At 59.7% G+C, this 17673-nt stretch carries 19 protein-coding genes; 16 read left to right on the top strand and 3 right to left on the bottom strand.

What is annotated here, in order from left to right:
- Positions 1-163: 163 nt before the first annotated feature.
- Entirely contained in the window at positions 164-1096 is a 933-nt protein-coding gene (locus AC1DO7_RS29045; protein WP_441619901.1) for a LysR family transcriptional regulator, read from the bottom strand.
- 106 nt (positions 1097-1202) lie between these two features.
- Between AC1DO7_RS29045 and AC1DO7_RS29040 the strand changes: the two genes are divergently transcribed.
- The 13 genes from AC1DO7_RS29040 (at position 1203) to AC1DO7_RS28980 (ending at position 12726) form a co-directional block, all read left to right on the top strand.
- Positions 1203-1871, top strand: a complete 669-nt coding sequence (locus AC1DO7_RS29040; RefSeq protein ID WP_441619899.1) for an RraA family protein — start codon at positions 1203-1205, stop codon at positions 1869-1871.
- Positions 1868-2524: an RraA family protein gene (locus tag AC1DO7_RS29035; RefSeq protein WP_441619897.1), complete on the top strand. Its 657-nt coding sequence runs from the start codon at positions 1868-1870 to the stop codon at positions 2522-2524. Before AC1DO7_RS29040 ends, AC1DO7_RS29035 begins: the two co-directional genes overlap by 4 nt.
- A complete protein-coding gene (locus AC1DO7_RS29030; protein ID WP_441619895.1) occupies positions 2524-3738 on the top strand; it encodes a pyridoxal phosphate-dependent aminotransferase in 1215 nt (404 codons plus the stop codon). Before AC1DO7_RS29035 ends, AC1DO7_RS29030 begins: the two co-directional genes overlap by 1 nt.
- Before the next feature lie 145 nt (positions 3739-3883).
- On the top strand, positions 3884-4663 hold the full coding sequence (locus AC1DO7_RS29025; protein ID WP_441619893.1) for an alpha/beta fold hydrolase: 780 nt from the start codon (positions 3884-3886) through the stop codon (positions 4661-4663).
- Between the two features lie 57 nt (positions 4664-4720).
- Positions 4721-5629, top strand: a complete 909-nt coding sequence (locus tag AC1DO7_RS29020; protein ID WP_441619892.1) for a LysR family transcriptional regulator — start codon at positions 4721-4723, stop codon at positions 5627-5629.
- Positions 5630-5961: 332 nt separating this feature from the next.
- Positions 5962-6588 carry a hypothetical protein gene (locus AC1DO7_RS29015; RefSeq protein WP_441619890.1) on the top strand — a complete coding sequence of 209 codons (627 nt, stop codon included), beginning with the start codon at positions 5962-5964 and terminating at the stop codon, positions 6586-6588.
- Positions 6589-6653: 65 nt separating this feature from the next.
- Positions 6654-7913: an MFS transporter gene (locus AC1DO7_RS29010; protein ID WP_441620020.1), complete on the top strand. Its 1260-nt coding sequence runs from the start codon at positions 6654-6656 to the stop codon at positions 7911-7913.
- A 63-nt stretch (positions 7914-7976) separates the two neighbouring features.
- On the top strand, positions 7977-8678 hold the full coding sequence (gene pxpB / locus AC1DO7_RS29005; RefSeq protein WP_441619888.1) for a 5-oxoprolinase subunit PxpB: 702 nt from the start codon (positions 7977-7979) through the stop codon (positions 8676-8678).
- Positions 8675-9658 carry a 5-oxoprolinase subunit C family protein gene (locus AC1DO7_RS29000; protein ID WP_477116860.1) on the top strand — a complete coding sequence of 328 codons (984 nt, stop codon included), beginning with the start codon at positions 8675-8677 and terminating at the stop codon, positions 9656-9658. Before pxpB ends, AC1DO7_RS29000 begins: the two co-directional genes overlap by 4 nt.
- Before the next feature lie 38 nt (positions 9659-9696).
- Positions 9697-10473, top strand: a complete 777-nt coding sequence (locus AC1DO7_RS28995) for a LamB/YcsF family protein (RefSeq protein ID WP_441619885.1) — start codon at positions 9697-9699, stop codon at positions 10471-10473.
- Between the two features lie 7 nt (positions 10474-10480).
- Complete coding sequence (locus AC1DO7_RS28990; RefSeq protein ID WP_441619884.1) at positions 10481-10954, top strand: acetyl-CoA carboxylase biotin carboxyl carrier protein; 474 nt, start codon at positions 10481-10483, stop codon at positions 10952-10954.
- Positions 10947-12323 (top strand): acetyl-CoA carboxylase biotin carboxylase subunit, encoded by a 1377-nt coding sequence (gene accC, locus AC1DO7_RS28985; RefSeq protein WP_441643436.1) that lies wholly within the window; start codon positions 10947-10949, stop codon positions 12321-12323. Before AC1DO7_RS28990 ends, accC begins: the two co-directional genes overlap by 8 nt.
- A gap of 268 nt (positions 12324-12591) precedes the next feature.
- On the top strand, positions 12592-12726 hold the full coding sequence (locus tag AC1DO7_RS28980; protein WP_441619881.1) for a hypothetical protein: 135 nt from the start codon (positions 12592-12594) through the stop codon (positions 12724-12726).
- A gap of 279 nt (positions 12727-13005) precedes the next feature.
- On the opposite strand, the gene AC1DO7_RS28975 is transcribed toward AC1DO7_RS28980, so the two are convergent.
- Positions 13006-13437: a winged helix-turn-helix transcriptional regulator gene (locus AC1DO7_RS28975; RefSeq protein ID WP_441619879.1), complete on the bottom strand. Its 432-nt coding sequence runs from the start codon at positions 13435-13437 to the stop codon at positions 13006-13008.
- Positions 13438-13637: 200 nt separating this feature from the next.
- Between AC1DO7_RS28975 and AC1DO7_RS28970 the strand changes: the two genes are divergently transcribed.
- Positions 13638-14645: a zinc-dependent alcohol dehydrogenase family protein gene (locus AC1DO7_RS28970; protein WP_477116859.1), complete on the top strand. Its 1008-nt coding sequence runs from the start codon at positions 13638-13640 to the stop codon at positions 14643-14645.
- Between the two features lie 383 nt (positions 14646-15028).
- Here AC1DO7_RS28970 and AC1DO7_RS28965 read toward each other — a convergent pair whose 3' ends face one another.
- Positions 15029-15616 carry a TetR/AcrR family transcriptional regulator gene (locus AC1DO7_RS28965; RefSeq protein ID WP_441619875.1) on the bottom strand — a complete coding sequence of 196 codons (588 nt, stop codon included), beginning with the start codon at positions 15614-15616 and terminating at the stop codon, positions 15029-15031.
- Positions 15617-15762: 146 nt separating this feature from the next.
- Between AC1DO7_RS28965 and acuI the strand changes: the two genes are divergently transcribed.
- Together acuI and AC1DO7_RS28955 are read left to right on the top strand one after the other, a co-directional pair.
- Positions 15763-16749 carry an acrylyl-CoA reductase (NADPH) gene (acuI, locus tag AC1DO7_RS28960; RefSeq protein ID WP_441619873.1) on the top strand — a complete coding sequence of 329 codons (987 nt, stop codon included), beginning with the start codon at positions 15763-15765 and terminating at the stop codon, positions 16747-16749.
- A gap of 137 nt (positions 16750-16886) precedes the next feature.
- Positions 16887-17673 (top strand): alpha/beta fold hydrolase (locus AC1DO7_RS28955; protein ID WP_477116858.1); only part of this gene is annotated, 787 nt, incomplete at its 3' end.

Genomic DNA, 17673 nt, shown 5'->3' with positions numbered 1-17673 from the left:
GCGCGAGGTCTGGAACGGGATTGATTACTAGGTTGGACGTTGCCACTGGCATCTCCTGGAAAGGTCGCGGTGATGTGCGAACTCTCCGGCAACGCCTCACTTCTGTAAATTCCAAATACCGGATGGATTCGATACGCTAAACCTATGGTTAGTCTGGTGGCCCCTATCCCGCCTGGCGTGGCTGGATTAACTTCGACGCAGCCACTTTCCCACTCGAAAGGATGTCGATGGCGGCTTCAACGGCAGGGCTCTGCCTGCTCTTCGACCAGGCCATCGCGGTGGTGACGACATTGACGGCCTCCTTTAACGGACGAACAACAACGCTCTCGGGTGCGGCCTTCTTCATAGACGATGGCACGAGCGCAATACCTTGCCCACAGCCAACAAACGCCACCTGAGTAGCAACGGTTCGTACTTCGTGGAGTATGCGCGGCGAAAAACCCGCGGCGCGGCAAGTTGCGATGATACTGTCGAAGTACGTCGGACTGACAGCACGAGAAAAGATGACGAATGGCTCCTCGGAGAGGCTCGCGAGACGAACCCTGGGCAGGTCCGCGAGCCTGTGGGTCTTCGGTAGAGCAACGGCGAGTCGGTCTTGTTTCAGCGGAACGGCGCCAATGGTTGACCCCAAGTCGCCTTCGAGTCGCGCGAAGGCCAAGTCGATGTCGCCCCTCTCCAGCGCTGGCACCGCGTCGACGCTGTCGATCTCCCTGACTGAGACGGTCAACTGAGGAAATCTCTTCCCCAGTGCGTCAATCAAGCCGGGCAACGTATCGACCAGCGCCGACGAGATCGCGCCAATCGTTAGCACACCCGTGCTGCCGGCAATTGCTTCCTGCACTGCGAGTTCGAGACGGTCCAGTTGCTCTGCGAACTTGCGTACCGCGGGGAGGATTGCCGCCCCAACCGGAGTCAGGGACGCTCCCTTCCTGCCGCGCTCGAAGAGCTTCACTTTAAGCGCCTGTTCCAACACCTGAATCTGCTCCGTCAGCGGCGGCTGGGACATTCCAAGCCGCTTCGCGGCACGCCCGAAATTCCCTTCTTCAGCCACCGCGAGGAACAGATAGAGATGCCGGACAAGCCTGAAGTTAATCATGACGATTGATAGGTTTGGCGTATCGAAAGGTTACTGGATTCGGAATTTACATTCACAACTCTAGCGCCGACAGTATGAACATGGCAACCCCACACACCCTCTCCTCATGAGTACACCTTCACTGCTGGACCGCCTGGCATCGCTCGACACCAATACGGTTTCGGACGCCCTCGACTTCCTCAATCTCCCTGGTGCAACCTTTGGCATTCGCCCGCTTTGGGACTGCCCCAAGATTGTGGGTCGCGCGAGCACCATACAACTTGGCCCCAAGACCGATGCAAAACCGACCGCGCATCTCATCACGCCGGTAGTCGCCCAGATTCAGACTGATGATCGCATTCTGGTAATCGCCGGCGGCATCGATGGCATCTCTTGCTGGGGTGACATCCTCGCCAACGCCGCGGCAGCAAAGCGGGTGCGAGGCTCCGTTATCGACGGCGTGAGCCGCGATATCGAAGGCAGCGAATCCATCGGGTATCCCGTGTTCGGCCGCGGCGTCACGATGATCAGCGCCCGAAACCGCGTGGTGCAGGTCGACGCCGGCAAGCCCGTCGAGTTTGCGGGTGTGGTCGTCAACGAGGACGACTATGTCATCGCAGACCGTTGCGGCACCGTCTTCGTCCCCGCGAGCCGAATTGAGGAAGTGCTCGACCTGGGAGAGCGTATCGCGCGTCGCCAGGACGGCATGGTGCAGGCAGTGCGCGCTGGACGCTCCGTCGAAGAAGTCATGCACGACAAGGAATTCGAAGCCATCAACAGCAAGGAGGCAAAATGACTGACAAGGATCTGGTATCCCTTTTCGAGGGCCTGGACACCCCTGGCGTGTCCGATGCGATGGACCGGCTTGGTCTGCCCGGTCAGTGCCTGGATATTGCGCCGCTGGACAACTACCGCAAGCCTGTGGTMGGCCCGGCTTTCACGGTCAAGTACGTGTCCGCCAGTACCCCTCCCGGCACCGTCGGCGACTTCATTGACGATGTGAACCCCGGCGACGTCATTGTCATCGACAATGACGGCCGCACAGACTGCACAGTCTGGGGCGACATCATGACGCAGTACGCGGGGGCACGCGGCATCGCCGGGACGGTGATTGACGGTGTCTGTCGAGACGTGACGAAAGCTCTCGGCGACGGCTACCCGCTCTTTACGCGCGGCCGGTTCATGCGCACCGGCAAGGACCGCGTGCAGGTCGATTCCGTGAACACACCGATTTCGGTGGGCACTGCCCGCGTCTGCGCTCGCGATATCGTTGTAGCGGATGCCAACGGCGTCGTCGTCATTCCGCGTGAGCGCGCCAAGGAAGTCGCGGAACTAGCACGCAAGATTGAAGATGTGGAATCGCAGATTCGCGAGCACATTGCCAACGGCAAGACACTGGGTGAAGCGCGCGAAGCCCTTGGCTACCATACCTTGCAGAGGAAGGCGTGATGGCAGCCGAACAGCAGCGTTTGAACGTCAATCTTGCCAACGCCCAGCCGTCGGCCACCTACCGCATGATGGACCGCGTCGCAGCAAAGCGCGCGACCGGTGCAAAGATTATTTCCCTGTGTGCGGGAGAGCCCGATTTCGACACGCCGGGTCACATTTGTGAGGCGGCCATCGGCGCCATTCGCAGCGGCCATACTCGCTACACTCAGGTCGCGGGACTGCGCGCCTTGCGGGAAGCCATCGCCGAGAAGTTCAAACGCGAGAACGGCCTCGATACAAGCTGGCAGGACACCATCGTCTGCTCGGGCGGCAAGCAGGTCATCTATAACGCCCTGGCCGCCACGTTGAACACCGGCGACGAGGTCATCGTCCCTGCGCCCTATTGGGTGAGCTATCCCGAGATGGTTCAGCTGTGTGGGGCCACGCCGGTGGTCGTACAGTGTGGCGCCGAGGTAGGCTTCAAGCTGACGCCTGCCGCGTTGGGCAAAGCCATCACGCCGCGCACTCGTTGGCTGATTCTCAATTCCCCATCGAACCCGACCGGTGCCGTCTACTCGCAAGCAGAGTTGGCAGGGCTGGCCGAAGTACTGCTGGCCCATCCCCACGTGCTCATACTGTCGGATGACATCTACGAGCATCTCACCTTCGATGGCGCGCAGTTCCATACCATGGCTCAGGTGGAACCGCGCCTCAAGGACAGGACGCTGACCATGAACGGCGTCTCCAAAGCCTATGCCATGACCGGCTGGCGCATCGGCTTTGGCACCGGGCCGGCCTGGCTGCTCGAGGCGATGGAGAAGCTGCAAGGACAGCAAACCTCTGGCGCCTCCTCAATCTCGCAGCATGCTGCTCTCGCCGCGTTGCAAGGCCCTCAGGATTTCATCTGCGACTCGAAGGCCGTATTTCAGGCGCGGCGAGACATGATGGTGCACCTGCTGAACAATACGCCGGGACTGAGTTGTGCCGTACCGGGCGGCGCATTCTATGCGTTTGCCTCGTGTGAAGGGCTGCTCCGCAAGACCACGCCCGCAGGCACGCTGCTTCGCACAGACGAGGATGTTGCGCTTGCACTGCTTGAGGAAGCGAACGTCGCCGTGGTACACGGCTCCGCATTCGGGCTCGGTCCATACATCCGCATCGCATACGCGCTGGACAACGATTCGCTGCGTAAGGCCTGCGAAGCCATTCGTCGGTTCTGCCTGTCTCTTGAGTGAGATTGGAAGTAGGGTCGGCAACATCACTGGCCCTACGTCGCGACACAACAATATGGCGCCACGGTCGATTGACACTTGTGGAATTCAGGATAACAGCATCCCAATGATAACGACGAACAGAAACACCCGGAAGGAAACTGTATCGATGGAGGTCGACGGCGTGGCGCTTAAAATCGCTGCCATCAGTCGTCCGGGTGAGCGCGCGCCTATCGTGTTCTTGCACGGGTTCGGGTCCACGAAGGAAGACTACGCAGACATCTCCATCAATCGTGCATTCGGTGGCCGTCCCTTCCTTGCCTATGATGCACCTGGCTGTGGAGAGACTGCCTGTGGCGACCTTCGCAAGGTGTGTATTCCCTTCCTGGTCGAGACGGCCAAAGCGATGCTCGCCCATGCAGGCATCGACCGCTTTCATTTGGTCGGGCACTCCATGGGTGGACTCACAGCGCTGATGCTTGCGCATGAGTTGCGCGACCGAGTATTGAGCTTTGTGGACATCGAGGGCAACGTCGCACCGGAAGACTGCTTCCTGAGCAGGCAGATTGTGGACTTCCCCGCCGATGACACTCAAGCGTTCTTCAACGACTTCATCGAACGAAACTGGCACTCCTCGCAGTACTCTTCGCCGCTTTACGCCGCAAGTCTGCGTCACAAGGTCCGTGCGCAGGCGGTGTCCGGCATCTTCACGTCGATGGTGCACCTGTCGGACCATGGCGACCTCATGGGCAAGTTCTTGTCGTTACCTTTCCCGAGGATGTTCATGTACGGTGAACAGAATAGTTATCTGACGTACTTGCCGCTCCTGGCCAAGTCCGGCGTCGAACTCGCGGAAATCAGCGATTGTGGCCACTTTCCGATGTACTCCAATCCGGTGGAGATGTGGCGACGCATCGATGCGTTCGTAACAAGTGCTGAGCGCCGCTGACGTCGCCGTAGCGCCGGAAGGTAGTTGCAGCGGCATGAAACCGGGCCTTGTACTCACATGAACACTCGCTTTCTTGAGAGCTTCATCCTTGTCGTGCAGTTAGGTAGCTTTCGCGCCGCTGCCGAAAAGCTCCACATCACCCAGGCCACGATTTCCAATCGTATTGCATCACTGGAGGAAGAAATCGGCGCCCGGGTTTTTTCCCGAGATGCGGGGGACTTGCGCCTGACGCCGGTAGGCATGCGGCTGATACCGCTTGGCGAGCGGGTTCTCGAGATGCAGAAGTACATCATGCAGCTCGGACAGTCGGACCAGAACGTGCTCGGCAGTGTTCGCATCGGTGCAATTGATACCGTGGTCCACACTTGGCTCGTGGGCTTCATCGAGCATCTCCAGTCATCCTATCCGGGAATTGAAGTCCAGCTGAGTTCTGAGTCCACCGACCGACTGAACAAGAGTCTTCGCGACGGGGATGTCGATATTGCCCTCCAGACCGACCAGCTGGCCGGAGATGGTGTCGTTAGCACGACCTGCCTCCCAATGCGGATGGGATGGGTTGGGCCTGGCAATAAAGGCGAGCGCAAGGTAGCCGTCCGGGAGCTGCTTACCCAACCAGTGGTCACAATGAGCCGTGGCTCTCAGCCTTACCTTGTGCTTAGGGACGTGTATCGGCGCGCTGGTGTGCCAATGGGAAAGGTGCATTGCGTTAATTCGATAGCTGCGCTTGCTCGACTGGTGCGATGCGGTTTTGGAAACGCATTAATACCACTGCCGCCGGTACGCGAGGAGGTTGTCAGGGGTGAGCTGCGGATTATCGAAACTGACATGCCGCTCCCGCCTCAGGGCCTGATTGTCAGCTATCTGGAAAGCCGCGAATCCGACGCCATCAAACTTGTCGCCGAATTGGCTTGCCAGGAAGCAGACCGATTTATGCGCTCAATGCCCGCATCATTCTCGCCGCATTGATGCGGACTCACCGATCCGCACGCAGCATTTCTTGGTTCCGGGAGCACCTTGAGCCCCTCCCAGGGATTACCCTAGCCCCCATATTCCGAATAAACCGAAGTCTTCCATGGCCAGATGAATAGGGATTACCCTCGCCACAAAAGCTCCAGAAGGCACTTGATGCACCAGAAATGCCCCATTTTCGATCGCCCTGGTGCACCAACCCTTAAGGGTCGAAAGAAAGTCTATTAGGTAGTCGAAAAAATTCCCGTTTGTGCCTCACTACGTCGTCTTAGTAGCATTCAAATTACCAAAACGAGCGAGGTGGGGAAATGACAGAGAATAGACTTGGCATGCTTTTTGTCGCATCGGATATTCGCCCTGAAGATGAAATAGATTTCAACGCCTGGTATGACCGGGAACATATTGAAGAGCGGGTCCGGATGGAAGGAGTTATCTCGGCGGCTCGTTATATTGCGGTAACTGGTCGTCCGAAATATCTGGGCCTGTATTGGGCGGAATCGATTTCAGTATTTTCTTCACCGGCATATTCCCATGCCTTCAAGAACCAGACTCCCTGGTCCATGAAGGTACTGCCGAAAATGCTCCTCCCAACGCGCCGGATTGGCGACGTTTCCGCAGACGTCGGTCAAGGCAGTGGAGGTTGGGTCGCAGTGCTCCCGCTGAATGCCGCCACTCCTGACGTGGAAGGGAATTGCAAGAACGTGGGGGCCCTACTTGCGGAAGACAATGCGTTCGTCCGCTCATACCTCATCAGCCCGAATGACGAGCTCAGCCGCCCGCTCCCCCTTGAGGACCTTGCCACGCGCAAGATGCGTCCGCTCTACATCATCGAAAGCAGCAACTCCGCTTCGAACGAAGCTGCCTTGCGCCATGCCATCGAAGCCCTTCCCTGTTCGCCGGCCGATGCAGCCCGCTATCAGCTGACGTGGAAGCTGTCTCGCGAGGAGTTGAAGTAATGGACAACACAACGATTTTTTCGCCAACAGGCGAGTTGGCCAATGTCGCGGCTCCGCGTCAAAAGATGCGGCGCCTCGCTGCCGCGAGTTCAATTGGTACGACGCTGGAATGGTACGACTTCACGGTCTACAACCTCATGGCGGCGCTCGTCTTCAACAGCGTGTTCTTTCCGTCGGTGGACCCGTTGTCTGGAACCATCCTGGCCTTCTCGACCTACGCCGTCGGATACCTGTCACGGCCTTTCGGCGGCATTGTCTTCGGCCACCTCGGTGACAAGCTCGGGCGACGCTTCGTCCTGGTCGCCACGTTGGTGCTGATGGGTGCGTCGACTGGCCTCATGGGTATGTTGCCCACCTATGAAGTCTGGGGAATCTGGAGTCCCATCCTGCTGGTCGCGCTTCGTTTCCTCCAGGGCGTCTCGATTGGAGGTGAATGGGCGGGTGCCGTGCTGCTTTCGATGGAGCATGGCAGCCAGGAACAACGTGGGCGCAATGCATCTTTCGCCCAGGTTGGACCTGCCTGTGGCACGTTGCTAGGTGCGGGCTTCATTACCTTCTTCACCTACTTCCTCCCCACCGAAGCGTTCCACGCGTGGGGCTGGCGGATTCCTTTCCTTTCAAGTGTATTTCTCGTTGCATTTGGTCTGTGGCTGCGCCGCGGCGTGGACGAGACGCCGATGTTCGAGCAGCTCGAGCGGGGCCATAGCAAAGCCAAGATGCCGCTGAAGGAAGTACTCCACAGCTACTGGCGGCGTCTGCTGATTGCGGGTGCCGTGAGAATCGGCTCCGACATTGTCTACGGCCTGCTCGTGGTTTTCACGCTCACTTACGTGACGACAGTGCTCAAGCTGCCTCGCTCTCTGGCGCTGACCGCAACCATGCTCGGCGCTGCTCTCCATGCAGTTTCGGTGCCACTCTTCGGCGCGCTCAGCGACAAGCTCGGCCGGAGATTTGTGTATGGCGCGGGCACCGTGTTGTCGATTGGCTGGGCGTTTGCATACTTTGCGCTGATGAACACCCTCGACCCGGTGAACATCTGTATCGCCGTCGTAGTCGGCATGTTGTTCCAGGCCATGATGTACGGCCCACAAGCTGCCTTTGTGACGGAACAGTTCCCGACGCGTGTCCGGTATGCGGGAGCATCGCTTGCAGCGACGCTGGGCGGCATCATCGGCGGGGGATTTGCGCCCCTCGTCTTCGCCAGCCTCTACAAGACATATCAGTCGTCCACCCCCCTCTCGCTCTACATCGGAGCTGGCCTGCTGGTCACTTTGGCCAGCCTGCTCGCAGCCAAGGAAACGGCTCACAAGCCGCTGGAACACTGACCAGTCCCGGCCGCTGCGTCATTGCGCGGCCGGACCCCGACTCGCAACCGGCATCTTTCAAGCATGACGCTCACACTGGAACTGGCAGCGCCCGACAACACCATCGCTGCCCACATTCACGCCGCGGGCTCCGGCGCGCTCTTGCTCGACGCTTCCACAGGCGCTTTCGACAACGACATCCAGTCATTCCTGCTTTCACTGGCCAGCAAGTTGCGTCAGCGCTTAGGGAAGGCTACGCCGCATGAGGTGATACTCGGCATCAACAACCTCCTCCTGACATTCGACCCCCTCCAGCTTCACCCTCGTAAAGCGCAGGCGCTGATGCGCCAGCTATGGGAGTCCGCAACGCCGTCGCACCGCTGCGGCAGGCATTTCGACATCCCCGTCACCTACGGCGGCGAGTATGGCGAGGACTTGAAGAACCTCGCAGAAGGCGCGGCACTCACCATAGACGAGTATGTCCTTCGGCATAGCTCAGGGGTCTACACCGTTGCGTGCGTTGGCTCAATGCCCGGATTCGCGTACATGACGGGACTTCCGGAAGCGCTTTCAGTGCCTCGCCGAAGCACGCCACGCATGAAGGTCCGGAAGGGCTCGGTGATTGTGGGCGGCAGCCAGGCCGGCGTCATGCCATGCACAGCGCCGTCAGGCTGGCATCTCGTCGGCATGACCGACCGGGAGATGTTTGACGCAACCAAGGACAGTCCGTGCTTGCTCGCGCCCGGGGACACGGTCAGATTCAGCATCAAGGAGATTGTGGCGTGATAGAGATTCTCTCGAACGGTGCGCCAAACGTAGTGCAGGACCTCGGACGCTACGGATGCATGCGTTACGGCGTCAGCCGCAGCGGCGCCATGGACCCTTTCGCCCTGTCGTTCGGTAACGCGCTGGTAGGAAATGACCGTGGGGAAGCGGGCATCGAAATCAACCTGTTCCCATTTCGCGTCAAGTTCCACGAGGACACACGTTTTGCCGTGACAGGCGCAGACGCCAAGGCAAGCCTGGACGAACACCGCCTCGCGCCCTGGTGGGGCCGTACTGCTTCGGCGGGGCAGACCCTTGTCATCGAGCGCCCGCGGCGCGGGGCCCGAGCCTACTTGACCATTGGTGGCGGCATCGACGTCAAACCAATCATGGGCTCGAAGTCGACCGACCTGAAAGGCACCTTCGGTGGTGCCTCGGGTCGCGGCTTGATGCGTGGGGACCGCCTGGCGGTCGGCAATGAGCTATCGGCTTCGGACCGTCCCTGGAAGGTCGGGCTCGGCGTGGTTCCTGAGGGCTTGCTCGATTATTGGGATGAATTGAGCACGAACTGCATCACCGTCCGTGTACTGCCTGCTGCGGAGTTCGAGCGATTCACGCCCGAGTCGCAGACGGCCTTCTTGCAAGATGTGTTCAAGGTGACGCCAGACGCAAATCGCGTTGGATATCGACTCAACGGACCGGTGCTGAACCAATCGCAGCACGTCGAACTGCTCTCTCACGGCATCGTCGCAGGAACCATTCAGGTCCCCCCGTCGGGTCAAGCCATCGTCCAGCTTGCAGAAGCTAATACGTGCGGCGGCTACCCGAAGATTGCCACTGTGATTGAAGCCGACTTGTGGAAGCTCTCGCAAGCTCCTATCGGTTGCGGAATTCGATTCGGGCTCACCGACATTGATACTGCGATAGCCGCACTTCAAACGAGACGCGACGAAGAACTACGCATCAGGGACACCCTGGCAATGATGTCCGGGCGCGCCTAGCCAGCCGCCTCCCAAACCTCAACAAGGAACCGAGAATCATGAGCACACAAAATAGCGCCATCGAAGTAGACCTTAATTCCGATATGGGTGAGGGTTTCGGCGCCTACCGTATGGGCGATGATGCTGCCATCCTCGAGATTGTCACCTCCGCCAATGTCGCTTGTGGATTGCACGCGGGCGACCCGGAAATCATGGCGAAGACGTTCGCGCTGGCAAAGGCTCGTGGCGTCGCTGTGGGCGCCCATCCTGGCTTCCCCGACCTGTGGGGCTTCGGTCGTCGCGTCATTCCGTTCACGCACGGCGAAATTGAACGTCTGGTTGCGTATCAGATTGGCGCGGCGCAAGCGCTGTCCCGATATGCCGGTCACCCGATTACCTACGTCAAGGCACACGGTGCGCTCGGAAACCTGACGCAGACTGACGAAGCCGTCGCGAAAGCCATTGCACGTGCAATCAAGGCGGTCGACCCGAGCCTTACCTGCATGACTTTCGCTGGCGCTGCAATGGAGCGCGTGGCTTCCGAGATGGGCTTGTCTGTGCGGCGCGAGGTCTTCGCCGACCGTGCATATACCGAGGAGGGGAACCTGGTACATCGCTCCGTGCCCGGCGCAGTGCTGCACGACGGCGACGAAGCGGCGGCCCGCATGCTGCGGATGGTCCGGGCCGGCGCCATTGAAACTATTTCCGGGAAGCTTCTCCCCGTCCAGATTGACACCATCTGCGTCCATAGCGACACGCCCGGTGCCATCCAGATGGCGGCGAAAGTCCGTTGCACGCTCGAGGGCGCTGGCATCGTGGTCAAGTCATTCAGCTGAGGAACACATGGACCTGAAGTTCGTGCAAACGCTGCTCGACGTCCTTGAAAGCTCAACGGCGCTCAGCGAAATCGAATATGGCGACGGGCAGCGACAGGTGAAGCTCGAGAGGCGCTCATCACGCCCTAGCCCCACCGCCGGGACGTCCGAACAACTTGTGGCGGATCTGGCGCCTGCGTTGGCGGAAGAGGCCGACGGCCCCGAGGCCCCCACGGCGACGACCACTCGAAATAGTGTGATTGCGGGGATGATTGGCACCTTCTATCGCTCTCCTGCCCCGAACCAACCCTCGTTCGTGTCGGTTGGTGACACCGTCGAGGAAGGCCAAACCTTGGCAATCGTGGAAGCAATGAAGCTGCTCAACCCGATTGAATCCGACCGTGCAGGACGGATTGCGGAGATTCTCGTTGCCGACGGCGCGGCGATCTCCGCCGACACACCGCTATTTGTCATCGAGAAGCTGGAGGCAGCCCATGTTTGATACTGTCCTCATAGCGAACCGTGGTGAGATTGCACTGAGAATTCTGCGTGCTTGTCGCAAACTCGGACTCAAGACGGTAGCGGCTCACTCCGAGGCGGATGCCACGCTTCGACATGTCGCATTGGCGGACAAGGCGATATGCATCGGCCCTGCTCCATCGTCGAAGAGCTACCTGAATCACCAAGAGATTCTTCTCGCCGCGAAGGCAACAGGCGCGGGAGCCGTGCATCCTGGATACGGCTTTCTCTCCGAGAATGCCTCGTTTGCTGCTGCAGTCGAGAGCGCCGGACTTGTTTTCGTGGGACCGACCTCCGAATCCATCCGGCTGATGGGTGACAAGGTGAGCGCCAAGCAGGCCATGGCAAAAGCTGGTGTTCCCTGCGTTCCTGGCTCAGATGGCCCACTGTCAGAAGAACCAGACCGCATTGTTGACGTCGCAGAGCGCGTCGGATACCCGCTTATTGTCAAGGCGGCGGGCGGTGGTGGCGGTAGAGGTATGCGCGTCGTCGAGAGCCCTGCCGAGTTGGTCAATGCGGTAGCGGTGACGCGGGAGGAAGCTGGCCGCGCATTCGGGAATCCCACTGTCTATCTGGAGCGGTATCTGAAGACGCCGCGCCACGTCGAAATCCAGATCTTGGCCGACACGCACGGCAATGCCGTCTGGCTGGGTGAGCGAGACTGCTCCACGCAACGACGTCATCAGAAGCTCATTGAAGAGTCTCCGGCACCAGGCATCGCCCGAAGCGAGATAGCAAAGATCGGAGAGCTCTGCGCGCAAGCGTGCGTCCAGATTGGATACCGCGGCGCCGGCACGTTCGAGTTCCTGTACGAAAACGGTGAATTCTTCTTCATCGAGATGAATACGCGTGTTCAGGTCGAGCATCCCGTGACCGAACTCGTCACCGGTATTGACATCGTTGCCGAACAGCTTCGCATTGCGCGCGGCGAGAAGCTCAGCGTGAAGCAGTGCGATGTCTCCTTTTCCGGCCACTCCATTGAATGCCGCATCAACGCCGAGCACCCATGGAAGTTCACGCCCTGCCCCGGAGAAATCCTCGATTGGATTGCACCTGGCGGGCCGGGTGTCCGCGTGGATTCACATGTGTATCCGGGCTATGTCGTGCCACCGCACTATGACTCCCTCATTGCGAAGCTCGTGGTACATGGCGTCACTCGGGAGGAGGCCATAGCGCGAATGAAGGCCGCGCTTGACGAGGTTCGGATCGAAGGAATTCAGACAACTGTGCCATTGCATCGCAAGCTGATGGATGAACCCACCTTCGTCGCTGGCGGCGCAGACATCCACTACCTGGAAAGACTGCTATCGCTGTGGGACGCAGCTTCAAAGGAGGGCAATGATGAACACTGAAGAGCTTACCTCCCTGGTCGCCAGACTTGAGCGAGCCGGCGTTTCGGAGTTGACGTGTGGGGATGGCACTCGAACCTTGACGCTACGCTTTGCCGACGTGGCCGCATCGCCGAGCGATGCACATGGGACGACTGTAACGACCCGCTCAATCGTCGCCCCCCAGCCTGCGCGGCGCAAGGAAGTCCTATCTGATGCAACTGGCGCATTCAGTCGAGCACACCCTCTCGCGGCTGAGACATCTACCGATGCGGTAAAGCAGGGAGACCACGTGGGCTACCTGACCATTGACTCGGTATTGAGCGCCATCATCGCTCCGGCAGATGGGATGGCTGGAAACCAGCTTGTGGACGATGGCGAGACTGTTGGGTACGGCGATGCCGTTCTCGAACTCCACGACGCGTAGTCCGCCCTTGCACCACCCGTAGCTTGCATCCCCCCGAAAGGACAACGTATGAACCGCCTTACCACTACTGTGATCGCCGCTGTTTCCCTTTTCTGCACGCCTTTCATCGCGAGTGCCGCTGACTTAGCGAACAATTACAGAAAGGTACGTCGATCCACCGCTGGAGCGTGCGCTACGCGATCGCGCGCGCAAGTGTCTCCAGATTGTGAACAGCGCACTACATAGATCCTCAGTATCGGGATATTGGGGACACTCTGGTAAGGCAACCCAACCCGCGCCTTATGCGGGACAAGTCCGACATCCCGACACTGCGGCCCTCAAGTCCTTGTCGTGCGAAGGCGGCGCGTCTGTATTGCCCTCGTTGCCTGGCGCAATGTCTTTGGCGCCGCGTGCCTGATAGGAGTCACCCCACTCCCTCAGGCTGATCAGCAACGGCGCGAGCGTTTCACCAAAGGGCGTCAGCTCGTATTCGACCTTTGGCGGGATCTGCGGATAGACATGGCGCGCAACGATGCCGTCCGCCTCCAGTTCGCGCAGTTGCAGCGTCAGCATGCGTTGCGTGGTGTTTGGCATCAGTCGTGTAAGTTCCATAAATCGCTTCTTTTCGCGCAACAAATGAAAGAGGATCAGCGGCTTCCATAAGCCGCCGATCACGGAGAGCGTCACTTCGACGGCGCAGCCACTCTTGCTGTCCAGGCGTTTTGGTCGCATAGCTTTATACCTACATGATTGGTAGTACCTGAGTTAATTGTACGTTCTTGCGGTAATCAACGCAGACCCGGAAAATCATGACGTACGTGGTCGCGGATCTTCCTCGGCCGCGCGCACCGATCAATGCGCGCTCTGGCCTACTCGACGCAGAAGCCGCATCGCGCAGTGCACCCGTCAATCGATTACCAGGAGTTACTTCGATGAAAGCTATTACTTTGCGCCAACCCGCCACATTGGAGCACCTCGAGCGCGTGGATCTCGCCGATCCCGGTTCGCCGGCGCCGGGAGAAATCCGCGTACGCATCCACGCAAGCTCGCYCAATTTCCATGATTTGGGTGTAGTCACAGGACGCATGCACACCGATGACGGTCGCATTCCCATGTCGGACGGCGCAGGCGTTGTCGAAGCGATCGGCGACGGCGTAACCGAATTTTCGGTCGGCGACGCGGTCGTATCGACGTTCTTCCCATCGTGGCTTGACGGCGGTCCGACACAAGCCGATTTTTCGACGACACCGGGCGACGGCGTCGATGGATACGCGCGGGAAGCCGTCGTCCGCCCAGCCCAGTGGTTCACGCTCGCGCCGCGAGGCTACAGCCATACGGAGGCTGCGACTTTGACTACTGCCGGGCTGACCGCGTGGCGCGCCCTGGTTGTCGACAGCGCGCTGAAGGCCGGCGACACGGTGCTTGTCCAGGGTACGGGAGGCGTCTCGATCTTCGCGCTGCAGTTCGCCAAGCAGATGGGTGCGACGGTGATTGCAACCTCGTCGTCCGACGAGAAGCTGGAAAAGGCCCGCGCGCTAGGCGCCGATCACTTGATCAACTACCGACGCGATACCGATTGGGCTGCGAAGGTACTCGAAATCACGAACGGTCGCGGCGTCGACAATGTTGTCGAAGTGGGCGGTCCGGACACGCTGGGACAGTCGATCCGTGCCTGCCGGATCGGTGGCCACATCGCGCTGATCGGCGTATTGACCGGCATTGCCGGTCAAGTGCCGACGGTTTCCCTGATGCTTCGTCAACAGAAGTTGCAGGGGCTCATTGTCGGCAGCCGCAAGAATCAGGTCGACATGGTGCGCGCGATCGACGCAACTGGCATGAAGCCCGCGATTGACCGTACGTTTCCACTCGACGAGATTGCCGACGCGTTTCGCTACCAGGCAGCTGGCAAGCATTTCGGCAAAGTTTGCCTGTCGATTTGAAGATTTGAGCGACGGAAGTCTCGGAGCGCCGTGGGGAATTGTTGCATAAACCCTGGTGCCGTACGGGCAAGTGAGTCCCCTTCCCTCTTCGGGAGCCGCGCATTTTCTGGCGGCTTTGCCGTCTCAACTCGGCCTCGGCGCTGGAAACCACAAGACGATGGTCGAGGGGGACGCATTGCGCAGACGGCGCTTGATATCGCTGCCGTTGCTGCGCAAAAACAAAACGCGGGAACTAGTCCCAGCTCTCAAGACCAACTGATACGCGCCCACCCTGATCCTTGCTGCCGTGCGGCTACGCCCCCCAGCAAGTAAGCGCTTTCTTTGGCGCCATGCCGCCTAGGTGGATTAGGCCACACAGGCCGTTTGGCGACCAACTCAGTTGCTCAGTCCTTGAGTTTCGGAGCTAGGATCACACCAAAGATGACAGCCAGAAAATCCTTGAATGCCTCCTCGTCTTTCGACACCTTTGCTCGGATTAGCGCTCCCTGCCAAGCGTTCAGCACGAACCTACCGAGGACCTGTCGGTCGATCAAATCGCTGATCACTCCCGTGGCCTGCGCCTCCCCGATTACTCTGGCTATTTCGGCAGACCAGCCCCGGTAATAATTCGCAAACTCAACCCTTGCCGCCTCATGGGAGTCGGCCATTTCTGAACTCAGCGAACCCAACAAACAACCACTCCGGTAGCCGCGTTCGCGCACCACCTTCCAATTGGCACGGAAGTGGCGCTTCATCCGTTCCAGTGGCTCATATTTTTGGTCGCGCAGGATTTCGATCCCGTGCTGACTGACGTAGACGCTTAACGCCTCAAGCGCCAGTTCTTCCTTACTTTCAAAATGGTTATAGAACGAGCCCTTAGGCACGCCGGCGGCTTCCGTCAAGTCTTGAACGCTTGAGGCATTGAAGCCTTGCGCCTGGAAAACCTCCAGCGCGGCATCCACAAGCTGTGGTCGAACGCTCACTCTTCCCATGTCTAAATTGGCTCCCGCGCACAGTTCTAGGTCATACCGTCATTGTGCCTGTCTCGAGCGGAATGCACAATATGACCAATCGTCTTATACTACCGACCGCTGCCGCGTCAGTTGGCGTGGGCGAACATCCGTGTAAAAGGAGAGGTATGGGAACGTTCAAAGGCGTACAGGTCACGGAAGTAGACGGCAAGCTCGCGGCTCAGCTCGCGGAGCTGACGGATGCAGACCTCGATCAAGGCGACGTTACGATCAAGGTGGATTACTCGACCGTCAACTACAAGGACGGTCTTGCAATCACCAGGCTCGGCGGCTTCATCAAAAGGTTCCCGATGATCCCGGGTATCGACCTTGCGGGCACCGTCGAAGCGTCGTCCCATCCAGACTTTAAACCTGGCGACAACGTAGTCCTGAACGGCTACGAGCTTGGCGCTACACACCACGGCGGATTTGCGCAGCGGGCCCGTGTACGTGGCGATTGGCTGGTCAAACTGCCGGCGAACATCTCCACTCGTCAGGCGGCCACTATCGGCACCGCCGGGTTCGCGGCCATGCTGAGTGTGCTCGCCCTCGAGCGCGGAGGCGTGCGCGGCGGTGACGTTATCGTCACTGGTGCCGCTGGCGGCGTGGGGTCTGTGGCCATCGCAGTCCTCGCAAAACTGGGCTATCGGGTCCTCGCGTCAACCGGCCGCGCATCCGAAGAGGCTTACCTGCGCTCGCTGGGCGCGGCCGAGATCATCGATCGGGCTACTCTGTCCAGCCCACCACAGCGTCCCCTCGGCGCCGAGCGATGGAGCGGCGCAGTCGACACCGTCGGAAGTCATACGCTCGTCAATGTGCTCGCACAGACCAAGTACGGTGGAACGGTGGCCGCCTGCGGCCTCGCGCAGGGCATGGACCTGACGGGCAACATGGCACCGTTCATCCTTCGGGGCGTAACGCTGAGCGGCATCGACACGGTGAATGCACCTATGGCAATCCGTGAGCAGGCCTGGTCTCGTCTCGCCACGGATCTCGATCCGGGTCTGCTCGACAGCATGGCCACGGTCATCGGCCTGAATGAGGCCGCGGGCCGCGCAGTGCAGGTATTGAAAGGCGAAGTGCGTGGACGCACGCTCGTCGACGTGAACGCCTAAGGCGTTCAGGAGGCCGGGGGCGACAGCGAAGCCATTTGATGAGACAACTGTTGCCCCATTGAAGCTGACCGGTCAGATTAATTTGACGTGCCGTTGAGGCTAAGGCACAGCCGTGTTGTATGAAGCAAGGACACGAAATGACGACAAAGGTTGGGCAGGTCAATGCCCAAAATCTCACCATTGAAGGCAGTAACGGCATCAAGTACGCGTATCGGCGATTCGGCAAGGCCGACGGCAATGCTTTGCCGCTGATCTTCTTCGTCCACTACCGTGCGAACCTGGACAACTGGGATCCGGCGCTCGTGGACGCGATCTCCGAGCAGCGAGAGGTCATCCTGATGGACAACGTGGGTGTCGGTGGCTCCAGCGGCGCGACGCCCAACACCATCCGGGAGATGGCGCACGGCGCCATAGCGTTCGCCGACGCGCTGAAGATTGAGCGCTGCGACCTGTTCGGCTTCTCGCTCGGCGGTTTCATTGCCCAGGAATTCGCGCTGATGCGGCCCCATCAGGTTCGCCGCATGGTGCTCGCCGGGACTGGCCCGCAGGGCGGCCAAGACATGCACATGTACGTGCCCGAAGTCCTGAAGGTTGCACTCGCCGAGAAGAGCGACGCGGAAGATGTCCTGACCATCTTCTTCGAGAGAAGCGCCACCAGCCGCGCCAAGGGTATCGAGTTCCTTCGGCGCCGTCAGTTGCGCCAAACGGATCGCGACCTGCCTGTCAGCATTGCCACGCGTGATGCACACCTCACCGCCATCTCCACTTGGGGCATCCCTGACCCCACGAAGCTGACCCGGTTGGCCGCCATCAAGCAACCTACTCTGGTTGCAAATGGCGACAACGACATCATGGTGCCGACCGTAAACACCCACTTGCTGGCGCAGCACATCCCGAACTCGACGCTAAGCATCTACCCGGACG

Source organism: Cupriavidus sp. 05N40, from assembly GCF_056397305.1.
Note: the sequence above shows the minus strand (reverse complement) of the source record. Positions and strands in the feature narration are given on the sequence as shown.